The sequence below is a fragment of the Altererythrobacter sp. CAU 1778 genome, assembly GCF_054482795.1.
The window spans coordinates 214851-236247 of record NZ_JBTLRP010000001.1; the positions used below are offsets into that span (position 1 = coordinate 214851).

Here is a 21397-nt window from a genome sequence, read left to right on the forward strand (position 1 = left end):
AAGATCCGGCAAGCCCGCGTTGCTGTTAGAGGAGTGTCCGGACCTGAGGGGCGGTGCCTTTGTCCCAATCGCGCCCTATAAAACCCGCTGCGTTCTTGCCGCATGCGACAATATCGAAACGGTCAGTCTGTTGCGCGCTTATCACGGTTGACCGCAAACTTCGTTCGAGCCGTCACGGGTGGCTTTTCAACAATTTTTAGAATCGTTAGTGCTTGCTTTATCTCACGGAACTACCAATGTAGGCGCTATGCAGACAAAAGAACAGACCAGGGATCAGGGCGTGGCCGGGGGCAACGTCCTTGTCGAAGGATTGGTACACGAGCTGATTTCTGGCGGACGCCTGAGGCTCGTCGATGCAGATAAAATCATCTCGTCGAGCATCGTGAAGGGTAAGGGGCGGTCGCCTGCGAAGCGCGGCACTCCTACCAAAACTGCAGACCATGCCACGACTGTCATAGTGCGTAAGGCCATTTCAGCCCTCGAACATAGACACCCGGGGCGGAAGGTTGTTTTCATTGACGAAAACGTACTCGAACTAGCCTCTCAAGTTCGGGAACACCTGCCAAAAGTAAGGGATGAGCAGTCTAAGGATTACATTGAGCGTCTGCTTAATGTTCTAACTGAGGCAAATGATCCACTAGCTGCGCCGCGCCGCAAGATCGACCAAGCCAACGCAGAATTGCGGCTTCGATTCTTTGAGGAATTTGATACCTATAAGGCGACCGAAATCCATGATTTGTCAAAGAGGAAGACGACGAATCCGCATAGCCTTGCCCAGCGCTGGAAAAAGGCTGGTAAAATATTTGCAGTCGATTTCAAAGGCATGCAGCGTTTCCCGGCCTTTCAGTTCGAGCACGGAGAACCTCGCAAAGTTGTGGGTGAGGTCTTGGAAATTTTCGACGGAGCCCTTGGTCCGTGGGAAACGGCGTTTTGGTTCGTGTCGTCTAACAAGTGGTTAGATGGCAAGGCACCAGTTGACATGCTCGACAACGCTGATGCGCTCGTCACGGCCGCGAAGTCCACGGTCGGAGAGCACTTTGGATGAACAGGCCACAGGTCAGAGCGATCGAAAACCCTTCGCCGGATCTTGGTTTCAACTATGCCAATCTTGGGTCCGGACTCCAAATCCACCGCATTCACAACGGGAAATTCGGGCCAACGGAATTTAATCCAGGAGCCGCCATCGACATCAAGAATGGCAAGATCGGAAGCAGGTTTGCACCATTCCGTTCGGGAGGAAGGTACATTCCAACGCTCTACGGCGGTGCATCTTTGGGGTGTGCCGCGTTCGAGACCATTTTTCACGACATAGCTCCGGACGCCCGCTTCAAAACCGTCAGCATGTCGCAGATCTCGGCGCTGCATTATTCTGTAATTGAGCTGGTGCGAGACATTCAGGTAACCAAGCTGTTCAGCGCAGACCTGAAAAAGCTCTCGCTTGCACGGGGTGAGTTGATTGATTGTCCTGCGTCGTCCTATTCAACGACGAGGCCTTGGGCCCAAGCGATCTACGAGGCTCCGGGCTCTTCCGCTGGAATGATGTGGATGTCGCGCCAATTCGATGAGGACAGGGCGTATATGTTTTTTGGCGATCATCAAGTTGCGCCACTGTTTGATACAGTGACCTCAGTTTCAATCATCAACGATGCAGCAGCCCTTGAAGCCGTTAGAGAACTGGGAGAACGCGCAGGCATCACTATTGTCCATTCCTAAGGCTACCATATTCCGGAGTTGCATCCGCCGCTTCCCCATTAAACGCATAAGTTACGTAGCGCAGAGCGGGTGACGCTCTATTTTGGCGAGATCAGTGGGCTAAAAGGCACGCATGAAAATTGCTGTTTTTTGCTGACGTTGCCGTAGCGAGTTTGTTCCAAATGGAACGCGAACAACATCTGGGTGAGACCAGGAAGGATCAGCTGAAAATTTGAAAGTGATGCCCAAAAAAGCTATCGTGATGTTCGCCCAACCAATTGACGTGTAACGAAAATTCTGAAGCGCTTGGTGTCGAGGCTCGCGTCCCGGCCCGCATTAGCTCCCAATGTACCTTTGACGAGGTCTGGAACTGGGCCGATTGCGTCCTGTCTGGTTTTAGGCGAGGAAGTGTGAGAGACGGACTCTTGCCACACCATCACTCTGCGCCCCTGCCGTCTTAGATGCATTAAAAGGATTCTGTAGGACAATGGTTCTACACGCTTCCTATGCTCCCTTCCGAACAAAGTAGCTTAGCCACAAAATATCTGGTCGATGACTTGCCTGGTGCGCGGAAAATCGGGGCCCGGCTGTACGGCATTCTTGCAAAATTCGACGCAGGGGCCCCCGTTAGCGAGCTGGCCCGAGATTACCTTTTGGCCAATGGGCTGCATTGCCTCCATGCGCTGGTCGACGGCCGTACCGATTTGGACAATTTCAAGCGCGAGGCTGCCATTGAGCGCACACATCGCATTGATAAGGCTGAGATTGCTGCCAGCGAGGCAGCGGCTGAAGAAGCAAGGTGCCAAGCTGAACGCGCTGCGGCAAGTGCCGCGATCTTCAGTGACCCGAGATACAAGCGCCGGCAAGAGGCCAAGCAGCTGCGCCGGAAGTTCAAGTTGGGAGCCATCGAGCCGGAGCACTATCCGCGCGTCATTCGGCTGCTGAAAGCTTTGGCTAAGGGGAAACGACTGCGGCCAGAGGACGTCGTGTGGCTTCAAACGGAAACAGGAGGCTATTGGACCGATGAGGTTTCAGCCGCTTGGCATTTGGTTGAAGCCGAAGTTCTGACTGCTGGCTGGCGCAAAACCAGGGATCCTTGGACTGCAGTCAACGCTAGCAGCCACTGGCGTAAAGGTGACCAACCAGAATCTGCTATTTCCCTCACCGAGGACGCGCTGGCCGCGAATGCAACATCAGCACCCAAGGTGCGATCGGCCTTGGCAACGACACGTGGCGCAGCCTTGAGAGCAGTCAATCGTCATGCTGAGGCCAAAGCGCTGGGCGAACAGGCGCACGCACTAGTGCCGAGCGACTACCGACCCTGCACGCTCCTTGGAGCCGTTCACATTGAACTGGGCGAGTTCATTGCCGGTCACGCGTGGTTTATGAAAGCCGAGCAGCGGGGGGCTGCCAAGGCAACAGTCGACCAAGACATCAAGGCGTTGCTGGCTCGCATGCCCGATCCGGAGAAAGATCGCATACGAGCATTCCTGCTCGACCAGGACCCCGAGCGCTTCGCTTGGCTGCGATCCAAGCGAGAGCCCGCCCATAAGACTGCTCAGGCACGATAATTATTGTGCCTTAAGAACCGCCGCAGCCGCCAATTCCTGTGGGCAGTTTCGGCGCTCAAGAGCAGCCGTAGAGGGCAACTGTTGGGCCGGGAGCCGCCAGGCAGGTTTTAGGCGGTTCGGTCGCCAAAGCGGACATCACCGCCGTGATCAATATGCTAGCCGTTCATGAGGCGAGGAATCGACTGTCCGCCTGAGTAGGCCTTAGAGGTAAAGCGGACGTCAGCCGGCTTGGTTGAACAGGCTCGCAAGCAACGCCCATACAACCATGTGAGCTACGCTGGATTGAGTTGCGAGTTCGGCAGTACGCGGTTAGCATGGAGGCGTTGCTTTCATTTCGGCTCGCCATCTCCATACTGCCCATATGAAAGTTCGCTACGTTTTTCCCCTAGATCGCCCCATGAGGCTCCCCGACCATTGGCCTATTCCCCTGCTTGGAGGGACTGCCCGAATGGTTGAGGATGAGGATGGTCTTGTAACGGCCATTGAGTTCGAGAAATCGGGCTGCCCTATCGAACTCGCATTCCGCATTGATGACACTCTCGAAGGACCAGTCAAAGCGACGATCACCGGCGATGACTACTTCGTCGCTGAGGTTCGTGACCACTTGGACCGCGCGTTCTCATATCTGCAATGCTATTTCAGCACCGAACTCGAATTGAACCGTATTTCGATTCATCATGAAGCGGAAACGGACGAAGAGGCAGAACGCATTGTCGTTCACTCATTCGAGCTTGGGAAGCAGGAACACAGACCGCTCCCCATCACCTACGATTTTATCACGCGAGCAATCATGGCCGCTGAGAATGGCGATGCGCCCCAGCATGAAGCGAGCCTTGCCCATTTGGCGCGCGAGAACCTGGGAAGCGAGCGATATATCGACTCGTTTCGTTATTCATTTCTGTTGATCGAGACCATGTATGGCAATGGCGAGTCCAGACAAAATCAGCTAATTTCTGCACTGGAGTCACATACTCGATTTGTCGAGATTATTGAGCAAGAGGTAGCGACTTGGCAGCGGCCTAAGAATGCACAGCACTCCGAGACAGATAACTTACTAGCTGGCAACTCCACAACGCACAGCGTCATTGAACACTTGGTCAAGCGCCGCGGTCACTACTTCCATGCGAACAAGCGAAAACTCAAGGCATGGAGTTCCAAGAGCCAAAAGGAAGCGGAGAGCCTTGCCTGGTTCGCCGTAGGGATTGCTCAGGCCATTGGGCACGACGCCGCAGAGCCGATGTTTGCGGAAAAATACGGACAGCGCCACTTCGACGAAGCAGGGCAGATGGGAGCACATGTTACCATGAAAATCGAATATCTCTATCGCATCCCAGAACAGGAATTCATCCGTAAGCGGGAGCTCGTCGCCAAGCTACCCGGCACGAAGGTCACAACCCAAATGGCGATGCACATGCTGCAAAATGCGATGACGCATTTCGAGCACAACGAACCTGTCGGGACGATTCACAGCATCACCGCCAGGGCTGAGGATGGCAGCGACGTATTCACCGTTCGTTTTCACACGGAAAAGGACGGGCAGGTTGTGGTCCCTTAAGCCTATTCGCCTTTCTGCCAGCGCTCGTATTTGCCCTGCGGGTCATGGATTTTAGCAAGGCTCGGCTTGCTTTTCATGTCAAAGATTTTCTTGGCGATGGTGGCGAGTTCACCGGCTGCCTTCACCTGCCAACCGTCACGAATTGCCCATGACTTCAAGTTGGCGGGGTCGGTAGTGTGACCCTTGTTGCGAAGAATGCGCAGGGTCTCTTGCGACCATTCCTTGTCGCGAGGCACTAGGATGCCATTGCTCTTATTAATGAGGCGGGAAAGCGATTTCATGGCTGCTTCAATCACCGGGTCATCGATGATCGCGGCGGGTTCCTCCCTCTTTTCGCCAGGGACTAGGGGCGACCATCGTGCTTTCCATTCACTTGCGTAGCCAAGATACTCAGGTACGGCGACCACACCGGCCACGTTGCGCAAGCCATCGACCTGTTCAAGAATTTCGTCATTCGCATAGAACGCAATGATGGTCGTGGGGCGCGAGAACCCAAACGACAGCTTGCGCTTGGTTTCCATGCGCAGCTTTGCGCCGGAAGGCAGAGTAAGCTGCTTTCCATCATAGAGCATCTTGCTATGCGCGCTGTCCATCATGCCAGCTAGGCCCGTATGGCGCAGATTGTCCTTCAGATGCAGAAGCAGAACAACATCACTGACACTCGGCGTGCTGGCAGTGTTAATTTGCTCGGTGAATTGCAGGGCCATAATCCAAGATTCCGGCGCATCGCTATCGACCGGCAACAGTATTCGTTAAATCTTGGCCATAGCTATCCTGACAGTCTTGGTTTGAGACAGTTAGGTAGTAGAGGCTTTGAGCGATCCCTTCGCGGCGACACAGCTCGGCAATGGAGTCATCACCACGCAGCCCGTCGAGCACGATCCTGATCTTATCTTCGGCGGAGAAGTGCCGACGGGTCTTGCGGCGAATGTCCTTTACCACCTGCTCGGCAGGCGATTTAGAACTTGAGGATTTGGGCATCGTCCTCGTTCCTTCGTCACTACGACGAATCCCAAATCCTCCTTAAATCACAACCTCAAATCTTGCCATAGGTGCTGACGGGGGACAGAGGGACGAGATTTACCTCGTTTGGATGCAATAACTTTCTGCTCCGCTCGTTGCCTATCTCGCTTTTTGGACGATTTCGTCGCCGCGCCAACTCCCTTATCGCGATGGATGGGCGATATGGCGTATCCTGTCTTCCTTGCGCATTCCCGCTGGCTGTCTGGATGAAGGCGGCGGGCCTGCAGGGGGCAACTTGGTTTGTAGCGTCGATATCTGCGACATTAGCCTTGTCGATGTGTAAGGTTGCTTTAGTCGAGCATCCTATCGCGAAGTTGAGGGCCCGTGTTCGAGCAGGTGATTGGGACAACGGCCGATAGTCGCGATCTTTCTATCTCTTGCAATAACATGGCCGTCCTCAAGGTCGCTTGTGAACTACGCCGCCAACCGCGGTTTTGGGCAGCCCCGAGAAATGTACGGGCTCCCTGGTGAAGACCTGCTATGGGTTCTTCACGCCACAAACTCTGCGAGGCGCCCAGGGTGCCTTTAGCATGCGTACCAATCGGTTGGCCCTTGTTCGTTTCGAGCGCTGGCTCGCCAATCCATTGCTGACCTTGCTCCAAACGCAGCTAAACTCTGCGAGATGAGAGCAACTCGCTTCTCGATGTCCAAATCTGCGGGATACTTTTGATCTGCCGGAGCCAGTTCGAGATCCTCCGCCGGAATCCCGGTAAGTTCAGGTATGGGCTGTTTTCGCATCCGGTTTGTACCAGCAAGTGCGTTTTCTCGAGCTAGGCGCGCTGCGTTGACGAAAGCACCCATTCCTTGTCGTAATGAAGCACGTCCGAGCAAGACTTCACTGTCAATGAAGTCAACATTACTCGGGAAATTATGCTCGCTCGCCACCAGCTGGTCGAATTGCACCGCCTCGGTTGGCAAGACCTGCGGCCGTTGAGAGCTCTGCCCAATTTCAAGTTGGTGGAAAAATGCGCGATCAGGGGCAGCTTCGTGATCATTGAGTGCCACGCCGAACGTTGCCTCGAACTCGCCGAAAGGAAAGCAGACTTGGAAACGCTCGCCGAAAACATCGAACCATGGCTCCTGATGACGCGAGTGCCACCGATCGAACCGTTTACGGCCACTGGACAAGAGCGCCTCAAGCCGCTTCCCATAGCGACGCTCCGGCAGGCTGCCCTCAAAATAAGTCAACGCGACGTCGTAGAAACCGGCTGTTCGTACACCAGCGAACGTAAATGAGCCTTCGTTGATAACCGCGACTTCGCCAAACTCGACACTGCCTTCGACCGCCGAGCCGCCGAGGCCGATGGACTCGATGCCGATCTGCGTCAGGGTTTGCGTTTCACCCGCTCCGACCTGGCCATTGCCATCCGCGTCGATCCACACGCCGAACTCTGCAAATCTTGCGTCGCTCGCCGACAGGATGCCATCGCCATTGCTATCGAACGCGCGGAGGCCTTCAAGGTCGGTCCGCGCACCTTCGGCGTCGTCGACAAACGAGAACTCGCTCGCATCCGAGAACGTCCCATCGCCGTTGCGATCAAGGAACAGGAAGCCTTCGCCACCACCGATCCAGCTCGTCTTGTCGGCAATGCCATCGCCATTCAAATCGATTTGCGCATGGCTTTCGTTAGCCGACAGCAATTCGATCCCGCCACCATCGATGTCGAGAATAATCGGCGAGACCACGGAAACGGTCTCCCCGTTCTTGAAGCTCAGCTGTTCGATCGCTTCGATCGTATCGGTGCCATCATCGCCATCGACACCAGGGGCATTGTCGACCACCGAGACTGTGCCGTTGGCGGTTACAATCGAGTAGGTCGAACGCGCGCCGAAGTAATAGGCTGTATCAAACCCGCCATTGCCGATCAGCTGGTCATCGCCGTCATTACCCCACAAGTGATCGTCGCCATTGAGCCCTTGGACCTTGTCGTTGCCGCTGCCGCCGGCGAGCCAGTCTTCTTCCTTGCCGCCTTTGACCTGATCGTTGCCCAAGCCGCCAAACAGGCGATTCGTCGCCTTGTTGTTGCCGAACAGCTTGTCATCGCCATCGGTGCCGAGCGACCAGCCCTCGTAGATGCTGTCGATACGCACCGAAACCGTAGCGGTCGACGTCTCGATTCCGTCCGACACCGTGTAGCTAAACGTGTCGGAGCCGGTGAAAGTGCTATCGACCAAGTAGACGATATTGCCCTCGGCATCGAATGCTACCGAGCCTGCGCCGGTGGAGTCGAGCGACACCATGGTCAGTGGATCGCCGTCAGCGTCGGTGTCGTTTGCCAGCAGGTCGCTTGCAAGGATCACCAGATCCTGCGCCTGCACGCCCACGAATATGCCGTCATCGGACGCAACTGGAGCTGTGTTGTTGGGCGTGAGCGTAAGCGTGAACTCGTCGCTTGCACTCAAGGTGCCGTCCGACGCCGTAACCACTAGGTCGATCACGGCGTTCTCATTGGGAACTTCGTTGGCAGAAAGCACTGTTCCATCAAAAGTGAACCAGCTGGGCAATGCCGCGCCACCGGCAAGGGTCACCGCGAAGGTGAGATCGTCACCGTCGACATCCGCGAACACGCCATCTGACAAATCGATCGACAGGCTTTCTGCGCCAAGCCGCTCAAAATCGGAGATCGGCTGCAACACCGCAGGCGCATCGTTGACCGGGTCGATAGTCAGGCGGAATTCGTCTGCTGCTGAAAAATCACCATCTGTCGCGCTAACTCTCAGATCGAGGAACCCATTAAAATCCTGCAGCGGTGTGCCGGTGAAGACAGTTCCATCAAAGTTCAGCCACGCAGGAAGATCGCTTCCATCCGCCAACGTCGCGGACAGGGTCAACGCGTCTCCATCGATGTCCGCGAAGGTTCCCTCTGGAATCGCGAACGAGACCGGCGCGTCCTCTGCGGACATCTGGTCGGCCACCGGCTGAAGCAGCACGGGTTGATCGTTGAGCGGATCGATTGTCAGCGTGAAGCCGCTCGCAACCGAAAACTCGCCATCGCTCGCGGTCACGGTGAGTTCGATCGATCCATTGAAGTCCTGCGGCGGCGTCCCCGTGAAACTTACTCCATCGAAGGTAAGCCATACCGGCAGTGCGCTGCCGTCCGACCGAGCCGCGGTCAACGTCAACACATCACCGTCGGCATCGACAAACGCGTCGCCAGGGATGGCGAAATTGACGGGCGCATCTTCCTCAGTCGACACATCCTGTAGCGGGCTGCCCACTTGCGGAACTGTGTTGAGTTGGGGGAACAGCGAAAACGCTGCCGCGCTCGCCGCTCGGCCATCGCTCGCAACGACAGCTATTTCAATCGGTGCCCCGAATTCTGCCGGAGCAGTGCCGAAGACACGCAGTCCATCGACCGAGATCCAGGTAGGCAGGTCACCGCCATCGACCGCAACCACCTGGTAGCTGAGCGCGTCGCCTTCCGGATCACTGAAGGTTGTTGCCGCAAGCGTAAAGTCGAACGCTTCACCGGGCCGAACCGGTACGTCGCTCGGGTCTTGCGCGATGCGTGGAGCATCGTTCACTGCCAGTACGTTTACGCGAACTCCAGCGCTCGTCGAAACCGCGCCATCATCCGCGATAAGCTCAAGATCGATTGTGCCGTTGAAATCGGCAGGCGGCGTACCGAACAAACGTCCACCTTCAAACGTCAGCCATGCAGGAAGCGGATCTCCGCCAGCCAACTTTGCGGTGAGCGACAGAGCGTCACCATCAACGTCGCCGATCGCACCATCCGGAACGCGCCAATCGAGAGCCGAATCCTCAAAGATTGTAAGCTCTTCCACCTCAAGCGCGATGCTCGGAGCATCGTTCGCGGCTTCGACGGTGATCGCGACCTGCGCCGTGGCGGTGCCACCATTGCCATCAGCAACGGTGAAGCTGAAACCAGCATCGCCCGCAAAATCGCGATCGGGTCGGAAACGGATCTGACCGTCAGAACCGATCCACGCCGTTCCATTGGCAAACTCGGACAAAGACGAAAGCGCGACAGTATCCCCGTCAAGGTCGCTCACACCGGCAAGCAGAGTGGAGCGATCGATCACGAGCGTTGCATCTTCGCCGATCACAAAGCTTGCACCATTCGCTTCCGGAGCCGTGTTCTCGGCACTCAGGAGCAGCGTCGAGCCATCGCCGAGGAAATTGAGTTCCTCGATGCTGGTCAGCGTATCGTTCCCGTCACGACCTTCGATAAGATCGCGCACCATTACGCGGTCGCCATCTACAGTGACTTCATACTCATCCTGTGAGCCGCGGAACACAGCGGTATCGCGGCCCGTCTCTCCATCGATCCGGTCATTGCCAGCGCCGCCCTGGAGTATGTCGTTTCCTGCACCGCCGGCGATCTGGTCAGCCGAAGCGAAACCGACGATCTCATCGTCGCTCGCGGTCCTTTCTTGCGCGATGACCGCTCGCTGGACATCGAACCAGGAGAACTCGGTTTCATCGGCCAAGGCAAATGTCTCGATTCTCGATGCGTCGCTACCGAACTGACCTTTGACAGTGACTGTCAGCCGCTCAAGACCTACCACTTCGACAAGCAAGTCTTCGGAATTCGGACCGCTGCGCGAAAACGCCAGATCGTCGAAGGCAATACCTGCACCAAACCGAACGAGATCGTTGCCTCCGGTATCGCGGATCGTGTCCTGGTCATAACCAAGGCCAAAATCGTAGACATCATCGCCGCTGCCGCCGTTGAGGACGTCGTTCCCGGTCCCACCATCGAGCACCGAGCCGTTTGGATCGCCGGTCAGTAGCGCATCGCCGACGCCTTCGATGCCGCTGACGAGGCCCAGCACGACTTGCCAGGAGTGCACCGTCCCGTCGGACAGGCGGAACTCGTCAATAAGCGGCGTTGCGATTCCAAACTCGTCTTCGGCGAGCTGGTCGACCAGCTGGATGGTCTCGCCTGTCGCGCGGAGTTTGATAACCAGGTCCCCGCCATCGGGCGAGGTGAGCACTTCGATTTCTGCCAGAGAACTTACATCGTAAAGGTCGAGAACATTGCCGCGCAGCGGTTGGCTATTCACTGCATCGTAGGCAATATCGTGGCCCGAACCTGCACCAAAGCGAACCGTCGCTTGCCCATCGCGCAAGAACAGTACGTCATCGCCGCCGAGCGCGTCGACAGTCTCACCTCGTCGGACGAGCAAGCGGTCGGCACCTTCGGTCGGCTGCGGCCTGCCCGATGCCAGGTCGACGACATTTGGCAGCTGCGTGCCGCTCTCGTCGCGCTGGATCACACGAGGAAGTATTTCTTCCCATTCATAGCGTCGGCTGTCAGCCAGCAGTATGAACTCATTGACGACATAGTCGCGTTCCAGTGGGTCGGGGACGAAGTCGAAATTATCGTCGATCGCGTATTGATCCGGAGTGCCGTCGTTATCGCTATCGCGCACAACAATGCGCTGGCTGAAATTATCGACAATGTAGCGAGGCTCGCCGCTAACGAGATCGATAGATCTTACAAGGAATCCGCCGCTTCCGCTGAAGAAGCTTTCGACCGTGCGCTCGAGCCAATCGGGCGTACCATCGCCGTCAATATCTGGATTGTCCCAATCGGGCGCGCCGTCACCATCCAAATCGATAATCGCGACGTCGGAAACGCCATCACCGTTCGCATCGACCGCAGCCCAGTTGACTGATCCGTCAGGATTGAGCGGGAGCGGTGCATCGGGCGAGAAAAAGGTTCCGAATCGATCGACAACATTGTCGCCATCTGTGTCATAGAAAATGACCGTGTCGTCCAGCGACCCGCCAGGTCCAAGAATGTCGAAAGCGTCGAATGTACCATCTTCATTGTCATCATATGCAATGACGTCAGCGACACCGTCACCATCGACATCAAGCACGGTGTTGGTCGACGATTGCCAATCAGGTGTGCCGTTGCCATCGGCATCGGGATTCTCCCAATTTGGTAGGCCGTCATTATCGGTGTCGAAAAACGAAACGTCTGCGATGCCGTCATTGTTGAGGTCCAACGTGCTCCAGTCGGGCGCACCTCCAGCATCGCGCGCAATATCGATCCATACCTCACCTTCGGGATCTTCGCCGAGGAACTGGCCGACGACTCGCATAGTCGAACCGGTGGACAAATTACGGATCACCAAGTCGCCAGGCGAGGATAGATCCTGCACGAACTCAAAATCACTCAGCGCACTGGCACCGCGCAGTTCGATTGTGTTTTGTGCCCAACCTCGCTCTGCAGGGTTCGTTTCAGCCACACCATCCGAGAGGAAGTCGTCATAAAAGCTGTCGATGCCAGTGTCGGCTCCGAAAGCGAGGCGCACACGGCCATTGAGAGCGACAAACTCATCGTCGCTCGACTGGTTCTCGATGATGAAGGACGACGGCGACAGATTGATGACCCCGCCTTCGCCGCCATTGCGAAACTCAACGATTGTGCCATCCGCATAAGCAACGTTTTCGATGCGGTCCGCATCGCCAATGATCCCATCACCGCGATCGTTGAAGGAGATCAGGACGTTTTCGGTACCATCGCCTAACCACGAAAATTCCAGTTCACTCGCATCGAAACCTTGCCCAAGCGAGACGTGATATGTTCCGCTTCCCAGCAGCTGGTCGATGCCGTCTCCAAGGTTGAACACCAGCGTGTCCGAACCACCTCGGCCAAACACGGTATCGTCGCCTCGGCCAGGCTCCAAGACGTCATCAAACTCGATGTACTCGCCGAAGTCTTCGCCTTCCGACTCGAAGTCGAGTCGACCGCTGAGAACATCCGCCTCATTGGTGGCTGGCGCGTCGTCGATCACGGCGCCTTCGCGATCGACAGTGTGGCTCGTGCCTAGTTCATCGGTTATGCGCAGGCGTAACCCAACAGGATCATCGCTATCTAAATGACCCTCAATCACCAATTCTTCGCCACTGGTGGCGCGTAGGACAGTTACTGCCTTACCATTTCGAAACTCATTGAATGCCGCAAGCTTCTCGGCACTCAACCCTTGCAGCTCGATATTCACCGTCACACGCTCGGCCTGGAGATTACGGATAACATCACTGCCCTGGCCGGCGCTCATCCGTACGCGGATTTCGCGGAACGGGTTGATATAGATGTCGTCACCAGCACCGCCATCAAGCACACTACCTTGAGGCGTCGCCGACTGGCTGCTTGGGGTCCCGAAATTGTAAAGCGTATCCGATCCTTCGGTTCGCTCGCTGTCGTGGACGATTTGCTCAATGTCGCGCTGCGACAGCTCGCTGCCATCGGCAAAGATAATTCGCTCGACCCAATGGGCTCCGGCCACATCGCCGCGCGAGAAGCCATCTCCAAGCGAGTCTTCAACGTTGTATTCAAACTCATCGAACGGAGTGCCGTCGAGGGTCAGGGTCTCGCCCGTATCCTTAATCGTGATGACCAATGACAGCGGATCGGACGCACTGCGCGCGAATGTCACATCGTCGCGATCGATACTCTGCATCGTCAGTGTATCGACGATATTGTCCGAACCAAAGATGCTGTCTTGCTCTTTGATGGTGTCGTGCCCATCGCCGCGAGTGAACACGTAGTTGTTTGCGTCGCGAGTGCCGATAAGAACGTCGTTGCCAGCGCCTCCGGCGAGGTCCGCGCGGCCGAACAGAAGATCATCGCCATCGGTAGCGACAGCCATTTGCGACACAACGTCACTCAACGAGAGCGCGACGTTAGAGAAACGAAGGAAGCTATTGCGGACGCTGTTTCTCAGCGGCTCGAAAATACCCTTCAACGTCAAGCTGTCATCGGCGGTAACAGAAATGACTAGGTCATAGCCGGAGCGCTGGAACGTTACGTTCTCGTCGAAAGCGATCCCCGAAAACTCAAAGTTATTGTTATCGTACGATCTATCAAAGAACTCGTCGTGCCCAAAGCCTTCGGTCAGCATGACTTCGTGCCACCCGTTGAGGCTGAAAATGCGATCGTTTCCGGCACCTGGTGCAAATGTCTGCCGGCTATGCGCGTAGGTGAACAGAATGTCATCACCGTCACCGCCAGTCAGGACTTGCCCATTTGCCAAATCCACGCCTCGGCCATCGGCAAATTCTATCCGCTCAATATCCGCCTCGCCCGGCACAGCGGTACCATCTGAATAATCCGCGCGGTTTCTCAGATCGATACGAATGTCGCTCCCGCCGATGCGCAAACGCATCAGCGAGCCGTTCCTGTTTTCGACGAATGTCAGATCTTCGAGGGAATAGGCGCTGTCGACCGTGATCGTGTCGAACCCGAAACCTTCATCGAAAATTTGGATGTTTCCAGCGCTCACATGGTAAGTATCATTTCCAAGACCACCATCAAGGAAATCGTTGCCACCATTGCCAACAATCAGATCGGCACCGTCGGTGCCTGTCAGGCTTTCGTTCGCAGCAGTCCCATAGATCGTACCGCTGGTTGTGGTTCCGGCAAGCAAGGCTTGTTCGAGCAAGATGGCCGCCGGACTGATTGTCGCGCCGCCGATCTCAATTGTGGTGTTGCTCACTGACTGTGAGCCTCTAACGACGATGCGATCGCCCGTCGAAAGGTCGACCACGTTCAAGTCCGAGCCGACGACGCTAAAGTCCAGATTGTCGCGCAGCACCGAACTGTCGAATTCGATAACGATATCGCCTTGCAGATCGTCAATCGTCGTCAGTCCATAGCCTGGGCGTACGATGTAGCGATCATCGCCATGTCCGCCACGCAAGATGTCGCTGCCGCCGCGTCCGTCGATCACATCGTCAAGATAAGTGCCCGATAGTATCTCGGTATCCGGTGCACCAGTGGTCAGCAACTGATGGATTTCGCTCGCCGTGAGCGTTGCGCCATCGGCAAAAACGAATGTTTCGACTTGGATGCCCGCGCCGGAGAACTGACCGCCGATCGTCGCCGATCCACCGCCTGCGACCCCGACCGTCAAGTCTTGGCCGCGTGCCCCAGATATCCGCAGGATCGCATCGGACAGGTTGGCATCGACAAAAATCTGGTCTGCGGGAGAAGCTTCGTCACGTTCCTCAATAATCCAATCGACGCCGCTTGTGGCGGTTACCGAGTACCGATCCGACGGCCCCAAGCCGATCAGAAACTGGTCCTCGTTACTAACAGCAAAACTGTATTCTGGCCCCCGTCCGCCAATGGCCAGGTTCCCAGAATCGGAGATCAGATCCGAAACAGGAACCCTCTCGCCATTAGAAAATTCGATGCGATCGACTGGAGATGTCAATGCGCCATTCGAAATGCTGATCTGAAAATCAATCGAGCGCTCGCCATCTTCCAACCGGATACCAATGATGGACTGGACGGTGCCGTCTGAGCGGCTAGTGTTGAGCGTCAGAATTTCAGAGGTGACCGAGGTAGTGTCACGCGACCAACCAGCGAGCTCAATAGTATCAGCGCCACCATTTTCGCCGACGACACTTAGAGACTTGACTGCATCTGTAACTATGAGCCGATCGTCACGCGAAAGACCAGCAAGCACCACATCCGCACCGTCCGCGATTAGGACGCGGCCACCAGGGTAGAGGTCTCGCCCTATAAGGCTTAGTCGCGTTGCCATCCCGACACCGCTGGCATCGCCGACAAGCAGTGCGTCACGTATTTCTGCGCCGGTCAGGTCTACACCTTGACCGGCAAGAATTGAGTCCAGCGCAGAATCGATTTCGGTTTCGGTGACACCCAGAGCGACGGCATATTGCCGTACAGTGCCCGATATTGCTTTCCAGTAACGCAAGCGTTCGTCGCGGCCCGTCGGCGCCTGCGCCACAGCATCCGCGAGCGCTCCGTCAAGCGTCGCGCCATCCGCCACGACATAGTTTGCACCTGATTCAAACACTGCATCCGGCATTAGTTGCGCACCGAGCGCGCTTTGACCCAGCAGCCTTGCGGTCACTCGATCGACCAGCGAAGACCACTCTTCGATCAGCAGCGAGGCCGCGTCCACGCGCGGATTCATGCCGACAACAGCCTGGTTGAACCCATCGCCGCCAATCTGCTCTATCGCATGGAGCCACCGTGCATTGATCGTTTTGCCGCGGCTTTCCGGATCGATGCCCTCGCCGCCCGTCCAGCGGACAATGATCTGCTGCACACGCTCATGAATTTCACCCGCGCGGCTCGGATCGAGCGTTGCCAGTTCACGCACCAGGTTTTCGAGGCCCGGATCGCGCGCCATTGCGACATGCAGGTCCGATAGGGAACCGGAACCAAGGATGTTGGGAAGGTCCTCGACCTGGCTTAGTTCGAGCGCTGGATCAACGATCTCGCGCGCATCATATTGATCGATCGAAAGATAGACATCGTAGATTGTGCCGGTCGATCCATCGGAAAAGCCGACGCTCGACGCTCGCGTCACTGTCGAGGAGTCGCCGTCAATCGCGAAGTGATCCGACTTCTCGGTCGCCAAGCTGATTGAGACAATACCGAGCTCGGCAAGCGTGACCAGCTCACCCTCGTCGGTTGCCGCATCGCTGTTCGCATCGACCCAGACACGCAGCGTGTCGAATTCGGCATCTGCCGCGGTGATCGCCCCGTCGCCATTCGAATCCAGCAAAGCGAGTTCCGCAAAGCCCGCCTCGCCTCGCTCAACCAGTTCGCCTGCATCGCGATCGACCTGGCCAGTCCCAAACATTTCGGAGCCGTTGTCGATCGAACCATTGCCGTTGAGGTCGCGGACAAGGAAACCATCGGCCGCGCTCGCCCAGGCGACGCGCTCCGCAAACCCGTCATTGTCGAGATCGAAATAGGCCGCGCTCGCGGCCAGGCCGGTTACGACATTGCGATCGCCATTCAGGTCGATGATCAGCGGGTCGCGTTGCTCTTCCGCTACATCGTCATCGGGCTCGTCTTCTTCTTTCTTGAGGCGAATGCCGGCAACGCCATTGGTGAAGTTCTTGATCGTGATGCTATCAGTAAAAATGTCGTCGTCTTCGACGAGGAGATCTGAACCAATCAATGTGTAGGTAAATCCATCGCCGGATTTAAAGATTCCGGACCCCTCTTCGGTCTCAGTCCCTCCGGTCAGCAAAACGCCTTCAAATTTGATCCGATCACCACGATCTGGGTCGTGGATCACGTCACCGTTGTTCGTCAGGAATGTATCATTGCCCGCACCGCCCCATAGCTGGTCGGGTGATGTTCCATCGAATGGGTTGCCACTAGGACCGTCCTGTTGGGCGCCATCCAAGATGTCGTTACCAGCACCGCCGCGAAGTGTGTCTTCGTCAAAACCGCCAACTAGGATATCATTGCCAACCCCGCCGAGTATCTTGTCGTCTCCGCGACCACCTAGAATTCGATCATTGCCTAGCTCGCCATCGATTTCATCGTCGTCGGCACCGCCATCAATAATGTCGTCGCCCAATCCAGCAAGGATGGTGTCCTTGTCCGAAGCCAGCGCGTAGAAGCTATCGCCGCCCTCAATTCTGTCGTCACCATCACCACCAAAGATGAAATCGTCACCTTCTTCACCCCATATGTCATCGTCCCCATCGCCCCCTTCCAGGGTGTTGGTCTCATCATTCCCACGAATGATATCATCTCCAGCACCGCCGTTGATCTTGACCAAGCCAGAGCTGCCGGAGGGTAGCTCAAACGTGTCATCATGATCGCTGCCAATGATCCGCTCGATATCTTTGATTGTTGCTGAATCAGCGCCCCAGTCTATCGCCTCATTGGAGTCCGAATAATCGACTGTGTCCTCTCCGGACCCGCCATCTAGGACGGTATCTTCTTTGTCCGCATAGAGTGTATCGTCACCCCGGCCACCATAAAGCCGGTCAGCGCCTTCGCCGCCTGTCAGTCGATCATCACTCCGGCTACCGTGAATTTCGTCATCACCTCTGCCGCCGTCGATTGTGTCTCCCCCTACGCTGACTGAACGTGGCTGGAGGCGACCCTTGCTGATCCTTGTGTAGTCGCCGTCACTACCGCTTAGGCCCCCAAAACCGAGCAGTCCTCCGGCACCCTGAGCAGCCTTGCCTTCGCCGAAGAGAAGATCATCCCCGTCTCCACCGTTGATATTGTTCGCAAAAAGATTCCCAACAATTAAATCGTTATGATCGGAACCAACAACGTCCTCAATGTATGTCCCGAACGCCAATGAGACGTTCTCGATACCGAAACTATCGATCGAAATTTCATCACTTCCTGAGGTGATAGTGACGCCGCTGGACGGCCCAATCGACGAAAAATGCCCAGGCCGTAAGTCCACAAACACAGAACCAGCAGAAGCTCGTAGGTCAATTTCATCCTGACCACCCGAGTCCCATAAAGAGAAATGGCGTGCCTGTTCGCCCGAAGCGCCCGGCAAAAAATCAACAAAATCGCCATAGCTATACGAATCATCGGTCGAACTAGAATTGCTTGAACCATAAATATACTGGAGAGCTGCAATGTCACTTAATTGAAACTCAAAAACTCTACTGCCGCTAGTTTCATGTTCATAGTAAGACATTATGGAGTGCTTTTGAGTGGTTTCGCTGTCAGTAAAATCGGTAAGGCCGAGGGCATGGCCGAACTCGTGAACAACCGTCCAAAATACTGCAGCGGAACCATCATCAAACGCTTTTTGGGTAATCCAGATATCACTGGTACCAGATTGCCCATTCAGGTGCGTGTCTCCGAAAATGGCCGTAAATAAACCACTATTACCTTGAAAATGACCTCGCTGCCCATCTCCGGCGAAGTTCACATCGCCAAGAACCTCTTCAGACGGAACTATGGAAATTGAAGCAAACTTTGTTACACTATCAATCGTTTCCGCGATTGCTCTAGCGATCAGCGATGCGAACTTAGTTTCCGTTAAATCAAAGAAAAACTCGCCCAGCTGAAAAGTCTCTCTATCGGAGGTAACCAACTCCGAGATTGCGACTGGATAATATGGTGGAAGAGCACGATAATACGCATAGGTAACAGAGCCATCTTCAGCAAATGCAGGAGCCTTTGCACGATCAAAAATAGAGATTGATTGGCTAGCAATCATGACCATGTAGAATTCCTTGATTGGATGTTATCTATGGTGGCTCCGGAGGAAATCTGACAAAAAGGCATTAACTTTCCCATAGAGCGAGGATAGCGATTTTTGGCCGGGCGATCCTGGAATACTATTCCTCGGGCCGCGTGATGGTTCAAAGCGCTTCTTCATGAAAAGCCGTCCTTGACGAAAAGTCACTTCAGAAAAAAATTTGTCTGGATTATCTTCAGCATAGTAATTGATCGTGACTATCAAATTTTTCCCGTCATTCTCGACAGGATTTCCGGAAAAATTTAAGGCTGAAGGGAAATCGCTAGAAGCAAATTTCTTTCCCCACAACTGCGCTTCTCGTAGAGACCGCTGCCGGCCATAACTCTCTGCATCATCTGGCAGGTTCTCGGCTGAGTGATAAGAGAGAGCCTTTGGACTAAATGAGAGTTGGAGAGAAATGACAGACTCGGGGTGGATTACAAACTGTTCGGACGTCGCCGAGGTATCATCGGCTCCATGTGCATCTAGCGGCTGCCAGGTATCTGTGCTTGGTCTCGGGCAGGCTAGAAGCGCTAGAGCGAGCGAAGACGCGATTCCGAGCCTTAACAAAATCTGACAAACGCGCTTGTAGCCTTCGCTTTTATCGGATGGCCCCATAACGTTTCCCCTCTCGTTATATGAACCTGCCAGAAGCAAAGTGGAATGCAAGCAGCAATGCACAGCTTATGTGATCGAGCTCTATGGCCGAAGAATGTTGGTTCATGCCCCTGAAGATTGCACGCACCCATTACGGTTAGGTAAAGTTCGGCGCACCGTTGGATATCTTTCGAGATGTGCTCACCGCTCCCGCCCTGCCTCACCGAGCGCTTGGCGGATGGGTGAGAGCAGATATTGGATAATCCGCCGCTGGCCGGTTTTGATCTCGGCCTGGACAGCAAGGCCCGGTTGGACACGGTCGCAGAGCGGCGCGCGCTCGGGATTACCGGGTTCGCAAGGCAGGCTGATCTTTGCAGCATAGACCAGCCCCGGTTGAACGGGCCGACCATTCTCGTCGCGCACGCTGCCAGCAGGAGCATCGCTCTGGTCGATCGCATCGCGGCTGATGTCCACGACTGTGCCTTCGATTAGGCCATAATCGGTGAAGTTGAATGCTTCGAGTTTGACCGCGACGCGCTGTCCGACCTTCACGAATCCGATGTCCTTGTTCTGGACGAACGCTTCGACCGAGATGCTGCTGTTGCAGCTTGCCCTATCCTCCGTGGCCTTAGAGCACGGCACAATCACCATCAGCGGCTGCGCGGGTTGCACGACACTGCCCACGGTCGTCACGGTCAGCTGCTGCACCACCCCATCGACCGGCGCGCGCAGCTCTTGATACTGGCGGCGGCGCTCGGCCTTGCGCAACTCTTCGCTCGCAAGACTGGCGCGATCGTTGGCTTCCGCGAGATTGGTAACTGCCGTCTTGCCGAAGTTCGCGCGCAGGCTCCTTAGCTCCGCATCTAGCCGTCCAATTCATGCGATCGCACGTGCCCGATTGGCTTGCTGGACTTCGATGTTGCGTACGTGCTCGGCGCGCAGTTGCTCATATTCGAGCAGTTTGAGTTTAGAGTAATAACCCTTTTGGGCGAGCTCTGCGCGGGCATTCATTTGCCGGTCGATATAGGGCAGGGCTTCCTCAAGCTTGGCGATTTCGGCGCTAGACGCTTGCAGCTCAGCGGCGTTCTCTGCGCGCTGCTGTGTCAGTGCTGCGCTTTGCGCTTCGTATTGCGCGATGGCGTTGCGAATGAACGCTTGCTCCGTGCGTATAATGTCAGACGCACTTCCGACGGGAGCAGCGAAAAGTGCGGGCCTGCCTTCGACATGCGCAAGCAGGGCGTCGTTACGGGCTTGGACAATCTGCGCCGACATTAGCGACTGTTCGCTTTGCGCTTCGTCGGCGCTGGCCAGCGTCGGATCAAGTTCAATCAGCAGTTCGCCCTTCTTCACGAACTGGCCATTCCTCACATGGATCGCGCGCACCGCGCCGATCTCGATCGGCTGAACAATCTTTACGCTTCCATCCGGTACTGTCTTGCCCGATGCAACCGCAACCACGTCGACCTTACCGATTGTCGCCCAGATCAATGCGAGGACAAACAGCCCACAGGAGAGCCACAACAGCCATCGAAGTCCGGGGCTTGGCGGTTTTTCGATGATTTCAAGCGCGGCAGGAAGAAACTCGTGGCTTTCCTTTGCCTCGAACGCTTTGTTATTGAGGTTCTGCAGTCGCCAGCTTTCCTTCGCGATGCCGATATGGCGAGTTAGGCCCGGAAATTTTTGGGAAAACCAGCTCACGCCCTCGCCTCTGCATAGCCATCCTGCTTGGCATGGAGCTGAGCATACCGGCCCCCGGCCTTGAGCAATGCCGCGTGACTGCCGAACTCCGTAATGGCGCCATCTTCGACCGTGATGATCCGGTCGCATGGCCGCACTGCGGACAATCGATGCGCGATGATGAGGACCGTGCGCCCTTTCGCAATTTGCCCGAGATTGGCCTGGATGATTTCCTCGCTCTCGGCGTCTAGTGCGCTGGTCGCTTCGTCGAGAATCAGAATGCGCGGATTGGTGATCAATGCGTGCAATGGCC

General features: G+C 55.8%; 10 protein-coding genes and 1 pseudogene. 4 read left to right on the forward strand and 7 right to left on the reverse strand.

Features of this window, described 5'->3' with window-relative positions; translation table 11 throughout:
- Positions 1-178 precede the first annotated feature (178 nt).
- The 4 genes from ACXYN8_RS01000 (at position 179) to ACXYN8_RS01015 (ending at position 4818) form a co-directional block, all read left to right on the forward strand.
- Positions 179-1045 (forward strand): hypothetical protein, encoded by an 867-nt coding sequence (locus ACXYN8_RS01000; protein ID WP_458887409.1) that lies wholly within the window; start codon positions 179-181, stop codon positions 1043-1045.
- Positions 1042-1713 (forward strand): RES family NAD+ phosphorylase, encoded by a 672-nt coding sequence (locus ACXYN8_RS01005; RefSeq protein WP_458887410.1) that lies wholly within the window; start codon positions 1042-1044, stop codon positions 1711-1713. The genes ACXYN8_RS01000 and ACXYN8_RS01005 overlap by 4 nt, the downstream gene beginning before the upstream one ends.
- 485 nt (positions 1714-2198) lie before the next feature.
- Entirely contained in the window at positions 2199-3263 is a 1065-nt protein-coding gene (locus tag ACXYN8_RS01010; RefSeq protein WP_458887411.1) for a hypothetical protein, read from the forward strand.
- A gap of 448 nt (positions 3264-3711) precedes the next feature.
- The gene (locus tag ACXYN8_RS01015; RefSeq protein ID WP_458887412.1) at positions 3712-4818 is read left to right on the forward strand and encodes a hypothetical protein; all 1107 of its coding nucleotides are present in this window, start codon (positions 3712-3714) and stop codon (positions 4816-4818) included.
- A gap of 2 nt (positions 4819-4820) precedes the next feature.
- On the opposite strand, the gene ACXYN8_RS01020 is transcribed toward ACXYN8_RS01015, so the two are convergent.
- From ACXYN8_RS01020 to ACXYN8_RS01050, 7 genes and pseudogenes are all read right to left on the reverse strand, one after another.
- Positions 4821-5525 carry a hypothetical protein gene (locus tag ACXYN8_RS01020; RefSeq protein ID WP_458887413.1) on the reverse strand — a complete coding sequence of 235 codons (705 nt, stop codon included), beginning with the start codon at positions 5523-5525 and terminating at the stop codon, positions 4821-4823.
- A 94-nt stretch (positions 5526-5619) separates the two neighbouring features.
- A pseudogene (locus ACXYN8_RS01025) lies at positions 5620-5799 on the reverse strand (transposase); the annotation flags it as partial.
- A 567-nt stretch (positions 5800-6366) separates the two neighbouring features.
- Complete coding sequence (locus tag ACXYN8_RS01030) at positions 6367-18795, reverse strand: tandem-95 repeat protein (protein WP_458887414.1); 12429 nt, start codon at positions 18793-18795, stop codon at positions 6367-6369.
- Positions 18796-18816: 21 nt separating this feature from the next.
- A complete protein-coding gene (locus tag ACXYN8_RS01035; RefSeq protein ID WP_458887415.1) occupies positions 18817-19428 on the reverse strand; it encodes a hypothetical protein in 612 nt (203 codons plus the stop codon).
- Positions 19429-19608: 180 nt separating this feature from the next.
- A complete protein-coding gene (locus ACXYN8_RS01040; protein WP_458887416.1) occupies positions 19609-20175 on the reverse strand; it encodes an HlyD family efflux transporter periplasmic adaptor subunit in 567 nt (188 codons plus the stop codon).
- Between the two features lie 108 nt (positions 20176-20283).
- A complete protein-coding gene (locus ACXYN8_RS01045) occupies positions 20284-21105 on the reverse strand; it encodes a hypothetical protein (RefSeq protein WP_458888929.1) in 822 nt (273 codons plus the stop codon).
- Positions 21102-21392, reverse strand: a complete 291-nt coding sequence (locus ACXYN8_RS01050; RefSeq protein WP_458888930.1) for a P-loop NTPase family protein — start codon at positions 21390-21392, stop codon at positions 21102-21104. Before ACXYN8_RS01050 ends, ACXYN8_RS01045 begins: the two co-directional genes overlap by 4 nt.
- Between the last annotated feature and the right edge of the window lie 5 nt (positions 21393-21397).

What these genes read in the sequence shown, in the direction of transcription:
- ACXYN8_RS01005 (WP_458887410.1), top strand. Translation starts at nt 1,042, where the DNA reads ATGAACAGGCCACAGGTCAGAGCGATCGAAAACCCTTCGCCGGATCTT.
- ACXYN8_RS01010 (WP_458887411.1), top strand. Translation starts at nt 2,199, where the DNA reads ATGCTCCCTTCCGAACAAAGTAGCTTAGCCACAAAATATCTGGTCGAT.
- ACXYN8_RS01015 (WP_458887412.1), top strand. Translation starts at nt 3,712, where the DNA reads ATGGTTGAGGATGAGGATGGTCTTGTAACGGCCATTGAGTTCGAGAAA.
- ACXYN8_RS01020 (WP_458887413.1), bottom strand. Translation starts at nt 5,525, where the DNA reads ATGGCCCTGCAATTCACCGAGCAAATTAACACTGCCAGCACGCCGAGT.
- ACXYN8_RS01030 (WP_458887414.1), bottom strand. Translation starts at nt 18,795, where the DNA reads ATGGTCATGATTGCTAGCCAATCAATCTCTATTTTTGATCGTGCAAAG.
- ACXYN8_RS01035 (WP_458887415.1), bottom strand. Translation starts at nt 19,428, where the DNA reads ATGGGGCCATCCGATAAAAGCGAAGGCTACAAGCGCGTTTGTCAGATT.